Source organism: Exiguobacterium sp. K1 (assembly GCF_033721435.1).
In the GTDB taxonomy this organism is placed as follows: Bacteria; Bacillota; Bacilli; order Exiguobacteriales; family Exiguobacteriaceae; genus Exiguobacterium_A; species Exiguobacterium_A artemiae.
On record NZ_JAOTIT010000004.1, the window covers coordinates 23,039 to 40,438 of the forward strand.

The 17,400-nt window shown below is 48.9% G+C and carries 17 protein-coding genes; 14 read left to right on the top strand and 3 right to left on the bottom strand.

Annotation, left to right across the window (positions count from 1 at the left end; all coding sequences use genetic code 11):
* The first annotated feature begins 76 nt into the window (after positions 1–76).
* The 13 genes from N7U64_RS09875 to N7U64_RS09935 all read left to right on the top strand — a co-directional run bounded on the left by N7U64_RS09875 (position 77) and on the right by N7U64_RS09935 (position 14,184).
* Positions 77–2,062 carry a DHH family phosphoesterase gene (locus tag N7U64_RS09875; protein ID WP_012371895.1) on the top strand — a complete coding sequence of 662 codons (1,986 nt, stop codon included), beginning with the start codon at positions 77–79 and terminating at the stop codon, positions 2,060–2,062.
* The gene (rplI, locus tag N7U64_RS09880) at positions 2,059–2,502 is read left to right on the top strand and encodes a 50S ribosomal protein L9 (RefSeq protein WP_012371894.1); all 444 of its coding nucleotides are present in this window, start codon (positions 2,059–2,061) and stop codon (positions 2,500–2,502) included. The genes N7U64_RS09875 and rplI overlap by 4 nt, the downstream gene beginning before the upstream one ends.
* Positions 2,503–2,521: 19 nt before the next feature.
* A complete protein-coding gene (gene dnaB / locus N7U64_RS09885; RefSeq protein WP_012371893.1) occupies positions 2,522–3,874 on the top strand; it encodes a replicative DNA helicase in 1,353 nt (450 codons plus the stop codon).
* A 218-nt stretch (positions 3,875–4,092) separates the two neighbouring features.
* On the top strand, positions 4,093–5,385 hold the full coding sequence (locus N7U64_RS09890) for an adenylosuccinate synthase (RefSeq protein ID WP_012371892.1): 1,293 nt from the start codon (positions 4,093–4,095) through the stop codon (positions 5,383–5,385).
* Between the two features lie 247 nt (positions 5,386–5,632).
* Positions 5,633–6,343, top strand: a complete 711-nt coding sequence (gene yycF / locus N7U64_RS09895; protein WP_012371891.1) for a response regulator YycF — start codon at positions 5,633–5,635, stop codon at positions 6,341–6,343.
* Positions 6,344–6,345: 2 nt separating this feature from the next.
* Positions 6,346–8,196 (top strand): cell wall metabolism sensor histidine kinase WalK, encoded by a 1,851-nt coding sequence (gene walK / locus N7U64_RS09900; RefSeq protein WP_012371890.1) that lies wholly within the window; start codon positions 6,346–6,348, stop codon positions 8,194–8,196.
* A complete protein-coding gene (locus N7U64_RS09905; RefSeq protein ID WP_318929674.1) occupies positions 8,193–9,509 on the top strand; it encodes a YycH family regulatory protein in 1,317 nt (438 codons plus the stop codon). Before walK ends, N7U64_RS09905 begins: the two co-directional genes overlap by 4 nt.
* A gap of 6 nt (positions 9,510–9,515) precedes the next feature.
* Complete coding sequence (locus tag N7U64_RS09910; RefSeq protein ID WP_318929675.1) at positions 9,516–10,352, top strand: two-component system regulatory protein YycI; 837 nt, start codon at positions 9,516–9,518, stop codon at positions 10,350–10,352.
* 10 nt (positions 10,353–10,362) lie between these two features.
* Positions 10,363–11,154: an MBL fold metallo-hydrolase gene (locus N7U64_RS09915; RefSeq protein WP_012371887.1), complete on the top strand. Its 792-nt coding sequence runs from the start codon at positions 10,363–10,365 to the stop codon at positions 11,152–11,154.
* 106 nt (positions 11,155–11,260) lie between these two features.
* Positions 11,261–12,553 carry a trypsin-like peptidase domain-containing protein gene (locus N7U64_RS09920; RefSeq protein ID WP_318929676.1) on the top strand — a complete coding sequence of 431 codons (1,293 nt, stop codon included), beginning with the start codon at positions 11,261–11,263 and terminating at the stop codon, positions 12,551–12,553.
* 355 nt (positions 12,554–12,908) lie between these two features.
* Positions 12,909–13,070: a CxxH/CxxC protein gene (locus N7U64_RS09925; RefSeq protein WP_114596764.1), complete on the top strand. Its 162-nt coding sequence runs from the start codon at positions 12,909–12,911 to the stop codon at positions 13,068–13,070.
* A 72-nt stretch (positions 13,071–13,142) separates the two neighbouring features.
* On the top strand, positions 13,143–13,622 hold the full coding sequence (gene rlmH, locus N7U64_RS09930) for a 23S rRNA (pseudouridine(1915)-N(3))-methyltransferase RlmH (RefSeq protein WP_012371884.1): 480 nt from the start codon (positions 13,143–13,145) through the stop codon (positions 13,620–13,622).
* Positions 13,623–13,740: 118 nt separating this feature from the next.
* Entirely contained in the window at positions 13,741–14,184 is a 444-nt protein-coding gene (locus N7U64_RS09935) for a hypothetical protein (RefSeq protein WP_318929677.1), read from the top strand.
* A gap of 30 nt (positions 14,185–14,214) precedes the next feature.
* Here N7U64_RS09935 and N7U64_RS09940 read toward each other — a convergent pair whose 3' ends face one another.
* The 3 genes from N7U64_RS09940 to N7U64_RS09950 form a co-directional block, all read right to left on the bottom strand.
* Positions 14,215–14,565: a VOC family protein gene (locus N7U64_RS09940; protein WP_318929678.1), complete on the bottom strand. Its 351-nt coding sequence runs from the start codon at positions 14,563–14,565 to the stop codon at positions 14,215–14,217.
* Positions 14,566–14,988: 423 nt separating this feature from the next.
* Entirely contained in the window at positions 14,989–15,231 is a 243-nt protein-coding gene (locus N7U64_RS09945; protein WP_012371879.1) for a hypothetical protein, read from the bottom strand.
* A gap of 15 nt (positions 15,232–15,246) precedes the next feature.
* The gene (locus N7U64_RS09950) at positions 15,247–15,879 is read right to left on the bottom strand and encodes an HNH endonuclease family protein (protein ID WP_318929679.1); all 633 of its coding nucleotides are present in this window, start codon (positions 15,877–15,879) and stop codon (positions 15,247–15,249) included.
* A gap of 319 nt (positions 15,880–16,198) precedes the next feature.
* Between N7U64_RS09950 and N7U64_RS09955 the strand changes: the two genes are divergently transcribed.
* Positions 16,199–17,395 (top strand): DUF4317 domain-containing protein, encoded by a 1,197-nt coding sequence (locus N7U64_RS09955; RefSeq protein WP_318929680.1) that lies wholly within the window; start codon positions 16,199–16,201, stop codon positions 17,393–17,395.
* Positions 17,396–17,400: the final 5 nt, after the last annotated feature.

Below are 17,400 nucleotides of genomic sequence, written 5' to 3' on the forward strand. Positions count from 1 at the left end.
GGTCCGCCTTTTCGGTTATAATATACAAGTTACCGAATTTTTCATACGAGTATATTTAGTATACAAGGAGGACGCGATGGGGTTAGGTCAGCAAGTATCACCTGAGCGAGAACAGCGCTTTTTTCGCTTCGTTCCGTATCTGTTAATCGTGGCTCTACTTTTTGTCATTGCCGTCGATCACCCAATCATCGCAGCGGTTGGAGCCGTCTTGACGACGGCACTGTTTGTCCTTCATCTGCTGGAGGAACGACGTGGTCGGAAGTCTTGGGAAAGCTACGTCGCCGGTATATCGATTCAAGTCGAAGACACCGGTCAAGATGCTTTGACGAACATGCCGATTGGAATTTTACTTTATGATGAAGAAGCACGTGTCACCTGGTTCAATGATCCGATGCGTGAAATTTTCGGAGATCTGGCCATGGGACACGTTTTGACGGATCTTGATCCTTTGTTCGTGGAAATGATTGGCGTCGATGAGGATCAAGCGACACTTGAAATCGGCGAATCGGTTTACCGTGTCTTTTCAAACAGCGAAAACCGGACCTTCTACTTGTTCGACATGACAGAAGAAGCCCAGGTCGAGCAGCAACTGGTCGATAATCAAACGGTGATCGGCGTCATCTATCTCGATAACTATGACGAGATGACACAAGGGATTGAAGATCAGCTTCGCAGCGAATTGAACAGCCGCGTCACCCAATTGTTGAATCACTGGGCCGCGGATCACGGCACGTATATCAAACGGACTGCTTCCGACCGTTACTTCATTGTGACGACGGAAGAGAACTTACGGATTTTGGAACGGTCGAAATTTACGATTCTCGATACCGTCCGGGAAGAAACGAGCCAACGCGGTGTCCAGTTGACGCTCTCGATCGGAATCGGATGCGGCAGTGATCCGATTCCGGCACTTGGTTTGATGGCTCAATCGAGTCTCGATCTGGCCTTAGGCCGCGGCGGCGATCAGGTCGTCATCAAACGGGACGGGAAAGTTCGTTTTTACGGCGGAAAAACCAATCCGACCGAAAAACGGACCCGTGTCCGGGCCCGTGTCATTGCCAATTCCTTGCGTGATTTAATGCAGGAATCAAGCCGTGTCCTTATCATGGGACACCGTAATCCGGATATGGATTCCCTCGGCTCCTCGATTGGAATTTTAAAATTAGCCGAGATGAACGATAAAGAAGCTCATATCGTTCTGCCGGAAGCCGATATCGGACAAGGGATCCGGCGGATGATGAATGAAATCAGCCAGGAACCAAAACTCGAGACCCGTTTCATCAATGCATTCCAGGCCGATCAGTTGATTGATGATCAGGCACTTCTGATTATCGTCGACACTCATAAACCGTCGCTCGTCGTCGTCCCGGCATTGCTGGAGCGTTTTGAACGCCTGGTCGTCATCGACCATCACCGGCGGGGCGAAGACTTCATTGAAGAACCGGTTCTCGTGTATCTCGAACCGTATGCGTCATCGACGTCAGAACTGGTCACGGAACTGATTGAATATCAGCCGACGAATCAGAAACTGGCGATGCTTGAAGCGACAGCCTTACTTGCCGGAATCATCGTCGATACGAAAGGCTTTACGTTACGGACCGGTTCCCGGACGTTCGATGCGGCATCGTATTTACGTTCGCAGGGCGCCGATACAGTCCTCGTGCAAGAGTTCCTAAGTCAGGACCTCGAGACGTACGTCGAGCAGTCGCATATCCTCGAGCGGACAGAAGTCTACGCTGCCGGGATGGCGATTGCGACGGCCGAGCCCGGTGTCATTCATGATCAGGTCCTGATTGCCCAAACGGCAGATCAGCTGTTATCGCTCCAAGGCATCCGTGCCGCGTTCGTCATTGCGGAATTACAGGACGGCAGGACGGCGATCAGTGCCCGTTCACTCGGTGAAGTGAACGTTCAATTGATTATGGAGACACTTGGCGGCGGCGGTCATTTAACGAATGCAGCGACACAGATGACCGAATCGGTCCTGACCGTCGCAACCGAATTAAGAAAAGCGATTGACCACTATTTAGAAGATGAGACAAAAGGAGAGGAAACAGAATGAAAGTTATTTTCTTACAAGATGTAAAAGGCCAAGGTAAAACAGGAGACGTCAAGGACGTCGCTGACGCATACGCAAATAACGTATTGTTCAAAAAGAAATTGGCACGTCCGGCTACAACGGGAAACCTCAAGCAGCATGAAGCACATGAGCGTAAAGCGGCAGAAGAAGCGAAACAAGCATTACAAGATGCGCAAGCATTAAAAGAAAAGATTGAAAAAGAAACGATCATCGTTTCAACAAAAACAGGTGAAGGCGGTCGTGTCTTCGGTTCTGTCACAAGCAAACAGATTGCAGATGAGTTGAAACAGATGGGGTACAAAATCGATAAACGTAAAATCGAACTCGAGCACCCGATCAAGACACTCGGCGTCACGAAAGTACCACTGAAACTGCACAATGAAGTCACAGCAACGTTAAATGTCCAGGTTAAAGAAGCGTGAGTAGAAAAGGGGACCGGTGATGAGTGATGTAATGCAAAATACGCCCCCCCAGAGCATTGAGGCGGAACAAGCCGTCCTTGGGGCGATCATGATCGATGCGGATCGACTGATCAGTGCGTCCGAACGATTATTGCCACAAGATTTTTATCGTGCGGCCCATCAACGGATTTTTGAAACGATGCTTGTATTGTCGGATCGCGGAGAAGCCATCGATCTCGTAACCGTTACGGCGGAACTGAGTACGCTTGGCATCCTCGAGGAAGTCGGCGGTTTGCCGTACCTCGGTGAACTGGCGGAAGGGGTTCCGACTGCCGCAAACATCAATTATTACGTCAATGTCGTCGATCAAAAGTCGACCTTGCGCCGATTGATCCGGACCGCCAATGAAATCGTCACGGATGGTTATGAACGGCAAAATGAGGTCGACGTCCTGCTCAATGAAGCGGAACGGAAGATTCTCGAAGTATCACAAGGAAAAGGCAGTGCCAGTTTCATTCCGATTTCGGATGTCCTGACGAGCGCCTATGCGACGATTGATAAATTGCATAAACAGAGCGGCGAGACGACCGGGATTCCAACCGGCTTCCGTGATCTCGACAAAGTGACGGCCGGATTCCAGCGCAACGATTTAATCATCGTGGCCGCCCGTCCGTCTGTCGGGAAGACGGCGTTTGCCTTGAACATCTCGCAAAATGTCGCGACCCGTGCCGATGAGAATGTCGCCATCTTCAGTCTTGAGATGGGTGCGGAGCAGCTCGTCATGCGGATGCTCTGTGCAGAAGGCAATGTCGATGCCCAGCGTCTCCGGACCGGACAACTTGAAGACGAGGACTGGGGTAAGTTATCGCTTGCGATGAGCAGTCTGTCACAAGCCGGCATCTACATCGACGATACACCGGGTATCCGTGTCAACGACATCCGGGCGAAATGCCGCCGTCTGAAGCAGGAACATGGTCTCGGAATGATCATGATTGATTACCTGCAGCTGATTCAAGGAAACGGCCGTTCAAGCGATAACCGGCAACAGGAAGTCTCTGAGATTTCCCGGTCCTTGAAGTCGCTCGCCCGTGAACTTGAAGTCCCCGTCATTGCGTTATCGCAGCTGTCACGGGGAGTTGAGAGCCGGCAGGATAAACGGCCGATGATGTCCGATATCCGGGAATCCGGAGCAATCGAGCAGGATGCCGATATCGTCGCTTTCTTATACCGCGATGATTATTACAACAAAGAAACGGAAGATGCGAACACGATTGAGATCATTATCGCCAAACAGCGGAATGGTCCGACCGGTACCGTCAAACTCGCTTTTCGGAAAGAGTTCAACAAGTTCGTTGACCTCGAACCGAATAATTCGTATGCCCCACCCGCTTAAACGGGTCCAAAACGCTTCTGTCTTCCGGGACAGAGGCGTTTTTTCAATCATTATGTTTGAATATCTTGAAGAGAAAGGAAAAAAATGAATTAAAAACGTCTTTTAAACGAACGAAAAAGAAATGTAACATTTAATTGTTCGGTATTTGGTTGACTTCTTTTTTTTTCCGCGTTACACTTAGTCGTGGTTTTGAATCGTACGTGGAGGTGGATGAGAATATGTCATCAGTAGTAGTAGTCGGAACACAATGGGGCGACGAAGGAAAAGGAAAGATTACTGATTTTCTTTCGAAAAAAGCCGATGTCGTTGCTCGTTATCAAGGTGGAGACAATGCCGGACATACAATCGTATTTAATAATGAGACGTATAAGTTGCACCTGATTCCATCTGGAATTTTTTACTCGGACAAGAAATGTGTCATCGGGAACGGACTCGTCGTTAACCCGAAATCGCTCGTCAAGGAACTGAAGTATCTGCACGATCGTGGTGTTTCAACGGATAACTTACTGATTTCGAATCGTGCGCATGTCATCTTGCCGTACCATCAGTTGCAGGATCAGCTTGAAGAAGAAGCAAAAGGCGATGCGAAAGTCGGAACGACGCTCAAAGGAATCGGACCGTGCTACATGGATAAAGCAGCACGGATTGGAATCCGGATGGCTGATTTACTCGACAAAGAAACATTCGCTGAAAAATTAAAAATTGTCCTCGAACAGAAAAACCGGATGTTCACGAAGATGTATGACGCGGAAGCGATTGCGTTTGACGATATCTTCGAAGAATACTACGCGTACGGTCAAGAGTTCGCGAAGTATGTCTGCGATACATCGGTCGTCGTCAACGACAGCCTCGATAAAGGGGAAAAAGTCCTCTTTGAAGGCGCACAGGGCGTCCTGCTCGACCTCGACCACGGAACGTACCCGTTCGTCACGTCATCGAACGCATCAGCCGGTGGTGTCGCTTCAGGTGTCGGCGTCGGTCCAGCCCGGATCGATCACGTCGTCGGTGTCTGTAAAGCGTACACGTCACGTGTCGGTGATGGTCCTTTCCCGACAGAACTGTTTGACGAAATCGGTCATCAGATTCGTGAAGTCGGCCGTGAATACGGTACGACGACAGGCCGTCCGCGCCGTGTCGGCTGGTTTGACTCGGTTGTCGTGCGTCACTCACGCCGCACAAGCGGTTTGACGGATCTTTCACTCAACTCGATTGATGTCCTGACAGGAATCGAAACGCTGAAAATCTGTACGTCGTACGAATTCAACGGCAAACAGATTGATGAGTATCCGGCAAGCTTCCGTGATCTCGAAGCATGTGTCCCGGTTTATGAAGAGTTACCGGGTTGGAAAGAAGACATCACGCATATCCGTAAGTTTGAAGATTTGCCGATCAATGCACAGAACTATGTCAAACGGATTGCGGATTTGACAGGGATCTCGCTTGTCACGTTCTCGGTCGGACCGGGTCGTGAACAAACGGTCGTTCTCCGTGATTTATACGAAGAAGCTTAATGTTTTAAAGACGGCAACTCCGGATTTTTTGAATCTGGAGTTGCTTTTTTCATCTCTGATTAAGCGAAATCATTCACAAGATCGATGGAACGGGCGTATAATGAAGATAATGTTTCACGTGGAACGCATGACGTGAACGTATGATGAAGTCAACAGAGTGGCGTCGGGAGTTTCCGTCGCCACCTTTCTATATGCCTGAAAAACAGGTAAAATAGATTGAATAGAAATTATTAAGGGGGAACACCCAGTGACGGAACGTAAAATCCTCGTCGTCGATGACGAGCAACCGATTGCCGATATATTAAAATTTAAATTAGAAAAAGAAGGTTATAGTGTCGCCGTAGCAAATGATGGAGTGGAAGCACTCGAGAAAGTCGAAGAGTTCAATCCCGATTTGATTTTGCTGGATATCATGTTGCCCTTGATGGATGGCATGGAAGTTTGCCGGGAAGTCCGGAAAACTTCAAAAGTCCCGATCATCATGCTGACAGCAAAGGATTCCGAAATCGATACGGTCCTCGGCCTTGAGCTTGGTGCCAATGATTACGTCACGAAACCATTCAGCTCACGCGAATTATTAGCACGCGTGAAGGCACATTTGCGGAACGTCAATACTGTCGAAGCGGCACCTGCCAATGCAGGACCGGGTCCGCTCAAAGTAGGAGAACTGTATATCGATACGAATTCTCATACCGTTACACGACAAGATCAAAAAATCGAGCTGACGCAACGTGAGTTTGAATTGTTGCATTACCTGGCAAAAAATATCGGGCAAGTCATGACCCGGGAACACCTGCTTCAAACAGTATGGGGATACGACTACTTCGGTGATGTACGGACCGTCGACGTCACAGTGCGCCGTCTGCGTGAAAAAGTCGAGGACAACCCGAGTACACCAATCTACATCATGACTCGCCGCGGTGTCGGCTACTATCTCCAAGACGGGGAGAATGAATAACGATGTTAAAAGGAACGAACTTCTTTAAATCGATCCAGTGGAAACTTGTCGTCATTTATGCGTTGTTGATTTTAGTCGCGATGCAAGTCATTGGGGTTTACTTCGTTCGTTCTCTTGAAAAACAGTACATTACGAACTTCTCAAAATCTGTTGAAGACCGGGCCGGACTTGTCGCGTACAATGTCGGGAAGGAATTCGATAAGACAGGCGATGATGAGGCCTCCAAACGGCAGTTGTCTGAATCTCTTGGACAGCTGCTGTCTGAGTTTAGTAGTGGCTCGACGTCAAGGAACGATATTCTCGAAGTACAAATCATTGATCAGGATTCGATCATTCAAGCGACATCCGACGAAGACAATCAGTCAGCGGTCGGACAACGGGCAACGAATTCACTGATTAAAAAGGCACAAGCCACGAGTTCATCTCGTGTCGATACCGTCCTTGATCCGACGACGGAAGACAAGATCCGCATCTTTGCGGTCCCCGTCACCTCCGAGCGGACCGGGGCGACGACCGGCATGATTTATGTCCGGGCGTCGATGGAGTCGATCTATTCTCAAATGCAGCAAGTCACACGGATCTTGGCAACGGGGACAGTGATTGCACTTGTCATCACCTCGATTCTCGGTGTCCTGTTATCGCGGACAATCACCCGTCCGATTTCGGACATGCGGCGTCAAGCGATCGAGATGCGGCGCGGGAACTTCTCGCGGAAGGTTAAAGTGTATTCCGATGATGAAATCGGTCAGTTGGCGCGTTCCTTCAACGAACTGACGGATGAATTGCTCGAAGCGAACGCGACGACGGAAGCCGAGAGGCGGAAATTGACGAGCGTCCTCGAAAATATGACGGATGGCGTGATTGCGACAGACCGGACATTACGGGTCATCCTGATGAACGATCAGGCGAAGGATATCGTCGGTGTCGATGAATCCGGTATCGTCGGGACGAACTTAAAGGATCTCCTCGCACTCGGAGACGACTTCATGATTCCGGAAGACGGAACGATGCCGCCCCGTCTGCTCGATTTCAGCAGTGAGGATGAACTGTTCCTCGTCCGGGCCTTCTTCTCGCCGGTCAAAAAGCACAGTGGTCCGATTACCGGGATGATCATCGTCCTGCATGACGTCACGGAGCAGGAACAGGTCGAGCAGGACCGACGCGAATTCGTCGCGAACGTCAGCCACGAACTCCGCACACCGCTGACGACGATGCGGAGTTATCTGGAAGCCCTGGCGGAAGGCGCATACCAGGATGAAGAACTGGCACCTCGTTTCCTTGAAACGACACAAAACGAAACGGAGCGGATGATCCGCCTCGTCACTGATCTGTTGCAACTGTCGAAAATGGACAGCAAGGAATACAAGATGAACAAAGTCCGTTTTGATTACATTCAATTCTTAAACGATATCCTAGACCGTCACGATATGACAAAACCGGAACGGATTCGGTTCCGGCGCAAGATCATGAAGCGGAAAGTCTACATCCGTGGGGACCAGGATAAGTTGATCCAGGTCGCGGACAATATCCTGACGAATGCCATCAAGTATTCACCGGAAGGCGGTACGATTACCGTCCGGACGATGTTACGGGCAAAACGAATCGTCATCAGCATCAAAGACGAAGGTGTCGGGATTCCAAAAGCGAACTTACAGAAAATCTTTGAACGTTTCTATCGGGTTGATAAAGCACGGGCCCGGAAGATTGGCGGAACCGGACTCGGTCTCTCGATTGCCAAAGATGTCGTTTCGGCGCATGGCGGTGACATTTGGGCAGAAAGCGAGTGGGGACGTGGCACGACGATTTACTTTACGCTTCCGTATGAGGTGATCGAAGAGGTGGACATCGGATGACGAAACAGCGACTGAAATCCATCGCGTTGACTCTTCTGGTCAGCGCTTCGATTGTCCAGACGGCGATGTTATGGACGTATCATCCGAGCAGTGAGTCGATTGAGCAGGAGCAGGTGTCGTTTAATGAAATCGATGCCTCGAAGACGGTTGAAGGAAATCAGCTGATTAATCCGGAACTTGTCGTCTACTCGAACGGTGAAAGTGCCTATCAGACCCAGATCATCGGTCGGACGATTCTAAACCGGATCGGCGCCTCGTTTGATGTCGGTGTTCTTGTTTTGACCGATAAGGCATCCAACATTCCGGTCAGTAAACGGAGTGTCGAGATGATTTTCCCGACGCCGATCAGTTCGAAGATGCTCGAGGAATTACTCGGGGAAAAACAAATTGCGATGTCTGAACCAATCAAACGGCTTTATCTGCTCGATTATGAAGGACCGATCCTTCGGCTGGAGTCGACGACCGGACGATTTAAAGACTTTAAGTTAATCGGCGATGAAACGGTCTTAAAACGGTTATTCGCCTATGACAAGAAAAAACCGATGACGAAAGTCGAGCTCAAGGGCGGTGACTATACGTATGTCCCGAGCGGTGCAACAAAACTGGAAGAAGTCTTCGTCTACGATGACATCGCACAGGATCCGAAACCGCTGAGCCGGATCGAGAGTGCGTTCTTTACGGAAAACTCGAACGTGCAGCAAATCAAAAGCCGGGATGATCTCGACGTTCTGACGGACGGTGTCAGTGTCTCGACCTATGACCGGGATTACAATGCGTTCCGTTTCAATACGTTGTCGCCGAACACCCAGACCTCGTCCATCGATTACAGTACTATCGTGAGTTATATCAACATCCATGGCGGATGGCTCGATCCTGTAACGCAACGCAGCGGCTTCCGGTATTACTTTGATCAGATGTCGAAAACGGATGAAGAACAGGCGGCGACGTTCCGCTTGTATTTGAACCGGTATCCGATCTTCGGTGAAACAGGACCGTTGCTCGAACAACCGGACTTCGATCTCGCGACCATTAAGGTCACGTTCGAAGAAAATCAAATCCGTTCGCTCAGCCGCAGCATGATTCGGGCGGATCGGAAGTTGTTGCTTCGGGAAACGACCTTGCCGTCGATTGATCAAATCGAAAAGCAGCTTCAATCCGCTGATCTGTTGGATGAGATTTCCGGTATCCGGATGGGGTATGAGATGACGTACGAAATTGAAACGAGTCGTTATGCCTTGTTTAAGCCGGCCTGGTTCGTCAAACACAACGGGAAATGGACGACGGTCGATCAAGCTATCGGAAAAGAGGGGTAAGGATTCATGGATTGGAGTAAAGCAAAAACGTTACTGATTTTGACGTTCCTGATCCTGAACGCCTATCTTGCCGTTCAGTTGATGGACCGAATGATCGATCCCCGAATCGTCACGACGAACGCGGACGGGAAAACTGTTTTGAAAGAACGAAAAATTGATGAAAAGAAACTGCAGACCGTCTCGAAAGACATCGGTTATTTGACGGCGGAAGTCGATACGAGTTCATTGGCGCCGAAATCAGGTTCACCGATCCAGGATGCCGTCACGTCTGTCAAAAATCAAATCGAGTGGTCGGTTCGTCTGACGAAACCGTTCCCGCTCGAAGCGAAAGCGATGCGTGATTCGGCGACATCGTTTGTCCGGTCATCGGCTGCGTACGGGACCGACTATACGTTTTGGAAATATGACAGTAAACATAACGAGATGACGTTTGTTCAAACGTACAAGGAGCAACCGCTGTACTCGACGCCGCAACAGTCGCGCGAAGATGACGCGATGATCGGTCCGTCCCTGCTCGTGCTCCAGTTGAACGAGCAGAAGGAAATCGTCAGCTACAAACAACGTCACTTAAACAAAGTCGTCCGTCAGGCGCAGGATGTCACGTTATTATCGGCGAGTGAATCCGTCATCCAACTGTCGGAGCAGGGTCTGTTCCCCGCTTCGAAACGAATGACGAGCCAAAAACTCGGTTACTTCTGTCTCGTGACGGAAGGAACGAAATCGGTGCAGATTTTACCGCCGACGTGGCAGATTGAACTGAACGGAGAAGAACTGTATTTCGTCAATGCAATCGACGGCGGAGTCCAGACCATCGAACGGCTTGATACCGTTTCAGAGAAATGAGGAATGCACGATGAGCCTACACTACAGCGTCCTTGCCAGTGGCTCGACGGGGAATGCCCTCTATATCGAAAGTGAACAGACCCGCCTGCTCGTTGACGCCGGCCTGACCGGGAAAGCGATGCTCGCGCTGTTTGACCAGATCCACCGGTCACCGGAAAAAATCGACGGCTTGTTCGTCACACACGAACATTCCGATCATATTAAAGGTGTCGGCATCATGGCCCGGAAGTACAACATTCCGCTCTACGCGAATGAAAAAACGTGGGCGGCGATGGAAGCGAAGATCGGCAAGATTGATCCGGCACTGAAGTTCCTCTGGGAAGTCGGCGAAGTCAAACAGTTCGGCGATATCGAAGTCGAATCATTTAACGTCAGTCATGACGCGGCCGATCCGATGTTCTTCCAGTTCGCCCATGAGGGCAAACGGCTGGCTCACATCACGGATACCGGCTACGTGTCGGACCGGATGAAGGGTGTCATCCGCGGAGCCGATGCCTACATCTTTGAAGCGAACCACGATATCGGAATGCTTCAGATGGGGCATTACCCGTGGAGCGTCAAACGGCGGATTCTCGGCGATTACGGTCACGTCTCGAACGAAGATGCCGCCATCGCGATGAGCGAAGTGCTCGACGACCGGACGAAACGGATCCACATGGCCCACTTGAGTAAGGACAATAACATGAAGGAACTGGCCCGGATGAGTGTCTCACAGACGCTCGCAAGCCGCGATGTCGACCTCAGCAAAATCCAGTTGCTCGACACGGATCCGGTCATTCCGACACCCCTCTTGAAGCTTTGATTATGGGAAATTACTGAATATGCTCAAAAGACCCCCACATTTGGCTAACTCGCCACGTGATGGGGGTATACTTGTGTAAAGAGAGTCTAGAAGGAGGCGTGTGTCGATGGATCGACCAGAAGAACCACGGAATGAATCAGATCAGCCTTACGCATCGACCGATGAGACAGGCGGCTTTCCGCCACGGCGGCCCAGTGAAGACGAGCCGGTCAGTCCCTATCGTGAACCATATGAAGAAGAACCGCAGGAACCAAAACGCCGCGGCGGCGGGAAAGCCTTTTTTGTCGGCCTGATCGGCGGAATCATCGGGGCACTGTTGATTGCCCTGATTGCCTGGCCGTTCGTCCGTGACGAAATGACAAGTCCGGCCCAGGTCTCAAACGCGACGCCGGAACAGGCGGCGACGAAATCAACGGAATCGGAAAACGATATCGTCAGCGCCGTCGGTCAGACGAAGGAAGCGGTCGTCAGCGTGACGAACCTGCAAAGCTCGTTCCAGGGTGCTGATCAGGAGACCGGAGCCGGATCGGGTGTCATCTATAAAAAAGACGGCAACAAAGCGTATGTCGTGACGAACTATCACGTCGTCGAAGGTGCAAGCCGGCTGTCGGTCACGTTGTCCGACGGAACGGCACTCGAAGCGAAAGTGCTCGGGGAGGACCCGACGTACGATTTAGCCGTGTTGTCGATCGATTCATCAAAAGTGACACAAGTCGTCAAACTCGGAGATTCGGATACGTTACGTGCCGGGGAGACGGTTCTTGCAATCGGGAATCCGCTCGGGATTTTTGCAAACTCGGTGACACGCGGTGTCATCAGTGCCCAGGAGCGGACGGTACCGGTTGATACGAACAAGGACGGTCAGCAGGACTTTAACACCGAAGTCATTCAGACCGATGCCGCAATCAATCCGGGGAACTCAGGCGGAGCGCTCATCAATACGTCCGGTCAATTAATCGGAATCAATTCGATGAAGATTGCGGAAGCCAGCGTCGAAGGCGTCGGTTTTGCGATTCCAATCAACGAAGCGTTGCCGATCATGCGTGACCTTGAACAAAACGGTGAAGTGATTCGTCCGCAACTCGGGATTCAGATCCGGGACGTTCAGGAATTCCCAAGCGGGTTCAGGGAAGATCGTTTGAAGTTACCGAGTGACATCAACCGCGGGATTGTTGTTGTCGGTTTGACGAAAAACAGCGGAGCAGCAAAAGCGGGTATGAAAGAAAATGATGTCATCGTTGAGATCAACGGTAAAGACATCCAATCGTTTGCCGATTTAAAAAGTGTCCTCTATCGTGACGCTAAAGTCGGAGACAACGTCAAAGTGACGTTCTACCGGGGCGGCGAGAAGCAGACACTCGATGTCAAACTGTCGGCGCAAGCGGCGACGGTGCAATAACAGATTCAGATCAACTACTCGTATACGTGCGGGTAGTTTTTTTGTACATAGAAAAGATGGTGGCTCCCGTGTTCATCGTGATTTGCTGTCACGCGCTTTCCTCAGGCGAGTAACAAGCCGCGGGCGTCTTGCCTGTCGGCTCGAGGCCCGGGTCTTGTTTTCCTCTGACAGCGCGGGCGAGCCTCGCTTTTTCCTGTAGGAGTCGCGTGCAGCGGACACGATGAAATGGAGGAGGTCGTCGAGCAGTGAACGGAGTGACGTCCGAGCTGTGGATAACTTTTTTCGGTCGGAGAAGTCAATTTTTGTTATACTGATAGCGGATAAATGTGGATAACTTAAAAGGAGGAGAAGACCTGTGGATAAATATGTCTGTTTAGAACATGTCGAGTTAGCGCTCGACGAAGTAGTTGATGAAACGGAAGAGTACCCGATTTTAGAAGAGGTACCGGCAGAGAAAAACGTCACGTGTGAGTACTGTGAACAGCCCGCGACATATCTTGTGTCAAGCAAAAAATAATTATCAACATGTGGACATGTGGATAACTCTGTGGATAACTCCTGAATTTTCTGTCAGAAAGCGAGAAAAATGATGCAAATTACCATTATTACGGTCGGAAAGTTAAAAGAGAAGTACTTGAAGCAAGGAATTGCCGAATATACAAAACGGCTAGGTGCGTATTGTTCGATTCAGGAAATAGAGGTGCCGGACGAAAAAGCACCGGAACAATTGAGTGACGCCGAGATGCAGCAAGTGAAGAAAAAAGAGGGCGAACGGATTTTAGCGAAGATTGGACCGGATGTTCATGTCTATGCACTTGCTATCGAAGGAAAGCAACGGACGAGCGAACAGTTTGCGACAGAACTCGATCGATTAGCGACGTACGGCAAAAGTAAAATCGCGTTTGTCATCGGCGGATCACTTGGTCTCGCACCGGAGGTCATGCAACGGGCAAACGATACGATTTCGTTCTCGAAGATGACATTCCCGCATCAATTGATGAAGATGATTTTGTGTGAACAGATTTACCGGGCGTATCGGATTAATCGGAATGAACCGTACCATAAGTAAGTTCAATCAATACAAAAGACCATCTTAAATGCTGTGACGCACTTGGGATGGTCTTTTGTATAGCACAGCTTTTCTGACGAGAGATAATCCAAAAACAAAAATGTACTGGAGGTCACCTATGAACTGGATCGAACTAAAAGAGGAATCGGAGATCAAGGAATTGCTTGAGCTCTATGGTTATTTTCATGATGGCTGCTTGAAGGAAATGCATATGTGGACCGAAACGTATGTTGAGGAAAATTTGAATATGAATGCTCCTGGCGAATTAGATACAAACGTCAAACTGTTGTTTCAACGTCAGTTCAAAAACCCGTCTGTAATTGAATTGTGGTTTGAAGGTGTAACCGGAATACATATCCTTCCGACACCAGAAAATTTCACCTCGATACTGTTTGAAGCTGTAATTGTAAAGCAAAAGGACACTTATTATTGGTCAGATGATATTGACTTTGATCCGGGCAATATCGAACACAACGTAAGCTTTATTTCAGCTAAGAAAATTAGATGGAGAGAACGAAATGATTGGATGGGAAAACAAAATCGATATGGAGCTAGCGAATAGATTGCTTTATTTTTTACAGGAAAACAAATCTCAACATATACAAATCATCAAATGATTGCCGTCGGGATCTTTAAAATTGAACCAGTGACCGTGCTCAATTTCTGTAATTATTTCGATACCTTTATTCTTCACATATGTATAAGATTGTTCGATATTATTTGTATTAAAATGAAAAAGTGGCGTATTGAGAATATTGTCTGATGAAAAAATCTTGCTGTCCAACACGATGTCTACGCCGTTCATCGGAATGACGTACAGATGATCAAATAAGATGTCACCATCAGATGGTAATCCGAGCAGATCACAGTACCAGTCCCGTGACTGTTCGATATTACTGACGGGAATGAAGATAGTCCCGACTTGATTTAAAATCGGATTCATAGCCGACCTCCTTAATCATGACGTTACCTCCTTATACATAACAATCAATCTACCTTCTTCTTTTTCGTTAACATGGCTACGACTACACCCAAAGTCACTGTAACCAAACCGATAAAGCCTTGTGGGATGTGTCCGTACAACAACATGAAAATACCGGCACTGCTTAATGCTACACCGGATCCAATCAACACTTCTCTCATCGGAAACTCCTTTCGAAATCAAACTGTATATTTCCTTCACTATAACGAATATTTTTATGAAACAGCAATGAGCCGATTTATAAAGATAAGTCATGAAAAATAAAGAAATGAGTCTCAACCCGAATCAAAATTTTTTATTGTGTTTACTAGAAAAATCAAAAACACACGTCGAACGGACAGCGGAGTCAGTTCAACATGTGTTTTGTGGAAATTTCAATTCTTGTTACGTTCGTTCCAGCACCGTCGCGAGCATCCGGTGCACGACTTCGTGGTCGCGGACATCATGCAACTGATAATCCTTGCCGGGTAACGTGTAAACGTCGGTTGAACCGACGTAGGAGATGGCGAGTTCGAGTGTGCCGTCTTCCTGACAGGTCGTTCGTAATTCCAGTTCGCCGCTGATGACGCCGACTTCATTCGTCATCACGCCGTGCGTGGCGGTGAAAGTAGAGGTTTTCGTTTCCATCGAATCGACTCCTTCTTAGTATGTACAGGTGTTCAGCATCGTTTGCAATGCTGTTTTTTCAGAGGATTGGAGACTTAAGCCCCAACGACTTTTCGTGTTAATCCACATCTTCGAGTACGCACAGCTGGCGCCGGCACGAGTTGGTTTCCATGTCGATGGATCCTGGTCACCCTTTGAACGGTTCGAGCTTGCGGAGACGGCAATCAATTGCGGACCGTTGAGGTCGTTTGCAAATGCCTGACGTGTCGTTGTCGTCCAACTGCTTGCACCTGAACGCCATGCTTCCGCGAGCGGCACGACATGATCGATGTCGAGATCGGACGGATTCGTGAATGTCAGTCCATCATAATAACTGTACCATGAGCCGGATGTGACCGGACAGCTGCCGACGTATGAATCCGCATCGCGTTTCAAGACGACTTGACGGGTGTCACAACCGCTTCCCTGGCTGATCCAGTGTGGGAACAGATCACGGGAGTACCCGGTCATCGTACTTTCGGCTTTGACCGTCAAGGCATTGAGTTCGGATTGTGCCGTCGCTTTTGACGGGATACCGGATGGGAGTGCGGAAACGGGTGAGAGATCAAACTGAAATGCAGTGAGGAACAAAACAAACGATACGGCGAGTAACTTGAGTTTCTGGAACATGAACTGCCTCCTCTTATGTATGGTCGTGAAAGAAATCTCTCACATCTCCCAGTATCCCATTGAATATTTTGAAGAGGGTTAAAATCATGTAAATATTACGAAAGTTGAATACTTTTGATTAAAAATATTTTTTTGAAATTAAGACTAAAGTAACAGAAAAAAAGAAGCTACTTGAAAAAATTAAAATTGCGGAGACTTTTAACATAAAAAAATTCAACTCTTGTATAGTAAAGGGGTACCTCTGTTCGATTTGGGCAGGAGGCACTCCTTTTTTCAGGAGCCACGAGGAATTCAAATGCCAAGGAGCTGAAACATTACTATGAACAAACAAGACATCAGTGATATCCGTCGTCATTTTAAAGTTGACTCGGAACTACTTAAAATCAACGAAATTTATAATGTATATATCCGCAAGAAAACGAGTGAAATCTTCTATGAAGAAAGCCGGCCGTTTGCCTTTCTTGAACTCGAGCAGCAGGAGTTGTTCCTCGCGAATTTCAAGAAAGTCCTGACCGGGAAACTCGACATCAAGCTGTTTGAGGTCAAGTTCCAGCAGCCGGAAGAAGGCGCGACCGGACATACGCAACAACTGTTGTACGAAGGCCTGTACACGGAAGAGACGGAAGACTGGACGGAGCAGATGCAACAGATTGCGCTGAAGATGGTCCAGGACGTGCAGTACGAAAACGATATCGTCGTCACGTTCATCCGGGGACAGTATTACAAGACGACGAAACGGCAGGCAGACGAGACGGAAGTCGATAAAAACGATGAAGTCTACACGACACCGTTCATCCTCAGCAGTCTCAATCAGACGGAACTGCCGAAACAGTCGCTTGTCTTCGACTACGTCGATCTCGAGTTTAAGTCGAACCTGTTGATCAACCCGGTCATCAAACTGGCGTCACCAATCGGCGGCTTTTTATTCCCGTGCTTTACGGATAATGCGGCGGACGTCAACCGTGTCCTTTACACAGCAAGCAAGCCGAATAAACCTGATCTGTTGTTCATCGAAAACGTTCTGAACGGCGAACAGATCGTGACGGCGGAAGAAGACAAAGCCGTGTTTGAAGAAATCGTCAAACTCGTCATCGGGGAATCAGTTGATTCGAAAACACTGGCCGGCGTCTATGAGGAAGTCAATCACCTGCTTGTCGTTGAAGACGAAAAAGAGGACGAACCGGAAGACATCCCGATGCTTGACGTCAAAGAAGTCGAGCGTGTCCTGAAAGCAAGCGGTCTGGAAGACGTCAGTACGGAACAGGTCGAACGGGCTTTCAAAACAGTCATCGATGATACGACGTACGAAATGAAGGCGAGTAACATCGTCCCGAACTATGAAGCAAAATCGATTAAAATCAACACGAAAGTCGCGAATATCTCCGTCAGCGCCCAGGATTTGAAGTACATCAAGCAGGTCAATTACAACGGCAAACAATGTCTGCTGATTGAAGTCGAGGAAGACACGGTCATCGATGGGTTCACGCTCGTTTCGGAAGAAAATATTTTAAGTTAACTCAA

What these genes read in the sequence shown, in the direction of transcription:
- N7U64_RS09920 (WP_318929676.1), top strand. Translation starts at nt 11,261, where the DNA reads ATGGATCGACCAGAAGAACCACGGAATGAATCAGATCAGCCTTACGCA.
- walK (WP_012371890.1), top strand. Translation starts at nt 6,346, where the DNA reads ATGTTAAAAGGAACGAACTTCTTTAAATCGATCCAGTGGAAACTTGTC.
- N7U64_RS09950 (WP_318929679.1), bottom strand. Translation starts at nt 15,879, where the DNA reads ATGTTCCAGAAACTCAAGTTACTCGCCGTATCGTTTGTTTTGTTCCTC.
- N7U64_RS09940 (WP_318929678.1), bottom strand. Translation starts at nt 14,565, where the DNA reads ATGAATCCGATTTTAAATCAAGTCGGGACTATCTTCATTCCCGTCAGT.
- N7U64_RS09890 (WP_012371892.1), top strand. Translation starts at nt 4,093, where the DNA reads ATGTCATCAGTAGTAGTAGTCGGAACACAATGGGGCGACGAAGGAAAA.
- rplI (WP_012371894.1), top strand. Translation starts at nt 2,059, where the DNA reads ATGAAAGTTATTTTCTTACAAGATGTAAAAGGCCAAGGTAAAACAGGA.
- N7U64_RS09915 (WP_012371887.1), top strand. Translation starts at nt 10,363, where the DNA reads ATGAGCCTACACTACAGCGTCCTTGCCAGTGGCTCGACGGGGAATGCC.
- N7U64_RS09875 (WP_012371895.1), top strand. Translation starts at nt 77, where the DNA reads ATGGGGTTAGGTCAGCAAGTATCACCTGAGCGAGAACAGCGCTTTTTT.
- N7U64_RS09910 (WP_318929675.1), top strand. Translation starts at nt 9,516, where the DNA reads ATGGATTGGAGTAAAGCAAAAACGTTACTGATTTTGACGTTCCTGATC.
- N7U64_RS09905 (WP_318929674.1), top strand. Translation starts at nt 8,193, where the DNA reads ATGACGAAACAGCGACTGAAATCCATCGCGTTGACTCTTCTGGTCAGC.
- rlmH (WP_012371884.1), top strand. Translation starts at nt 13,143, where the DNA reads ATGCAAATTACCATTATTACGGTCGGAAAGTTAAAAGAGAAGTACTTG.
- dnaB (WP_012371893.1), top strand. Translation starts at nt 2,522, where the DNA reads ATGAGTGATGTAATGCAAAATACGCCCCCCCAGAGCATTGAGGCGGAA.
- N7U64_RS09955 (WP_318929680.1), top strand. Translation starts at nt 16,199, where the DNA reads ATGAACAAACAAGACATCAGTGATATCCGTCGTCATTTTAAAGTTGAC.
- N7U64_RS09945 (WP_012371879.1), bottom strand. Translation starts at nt 15,231, where the DNA reads ATGGAAACGAAAACCTCTACTTTCACCGCCACGCACGGCGTGATGACG.
- N7U64_RS09935 (WP_318929677.1), top strand. Translation starts at nt 13,741, where the DNA reads ATGAACTGGATCGAACTAAAAGAGGAATCGGAGATCAAGGAATTGCTT.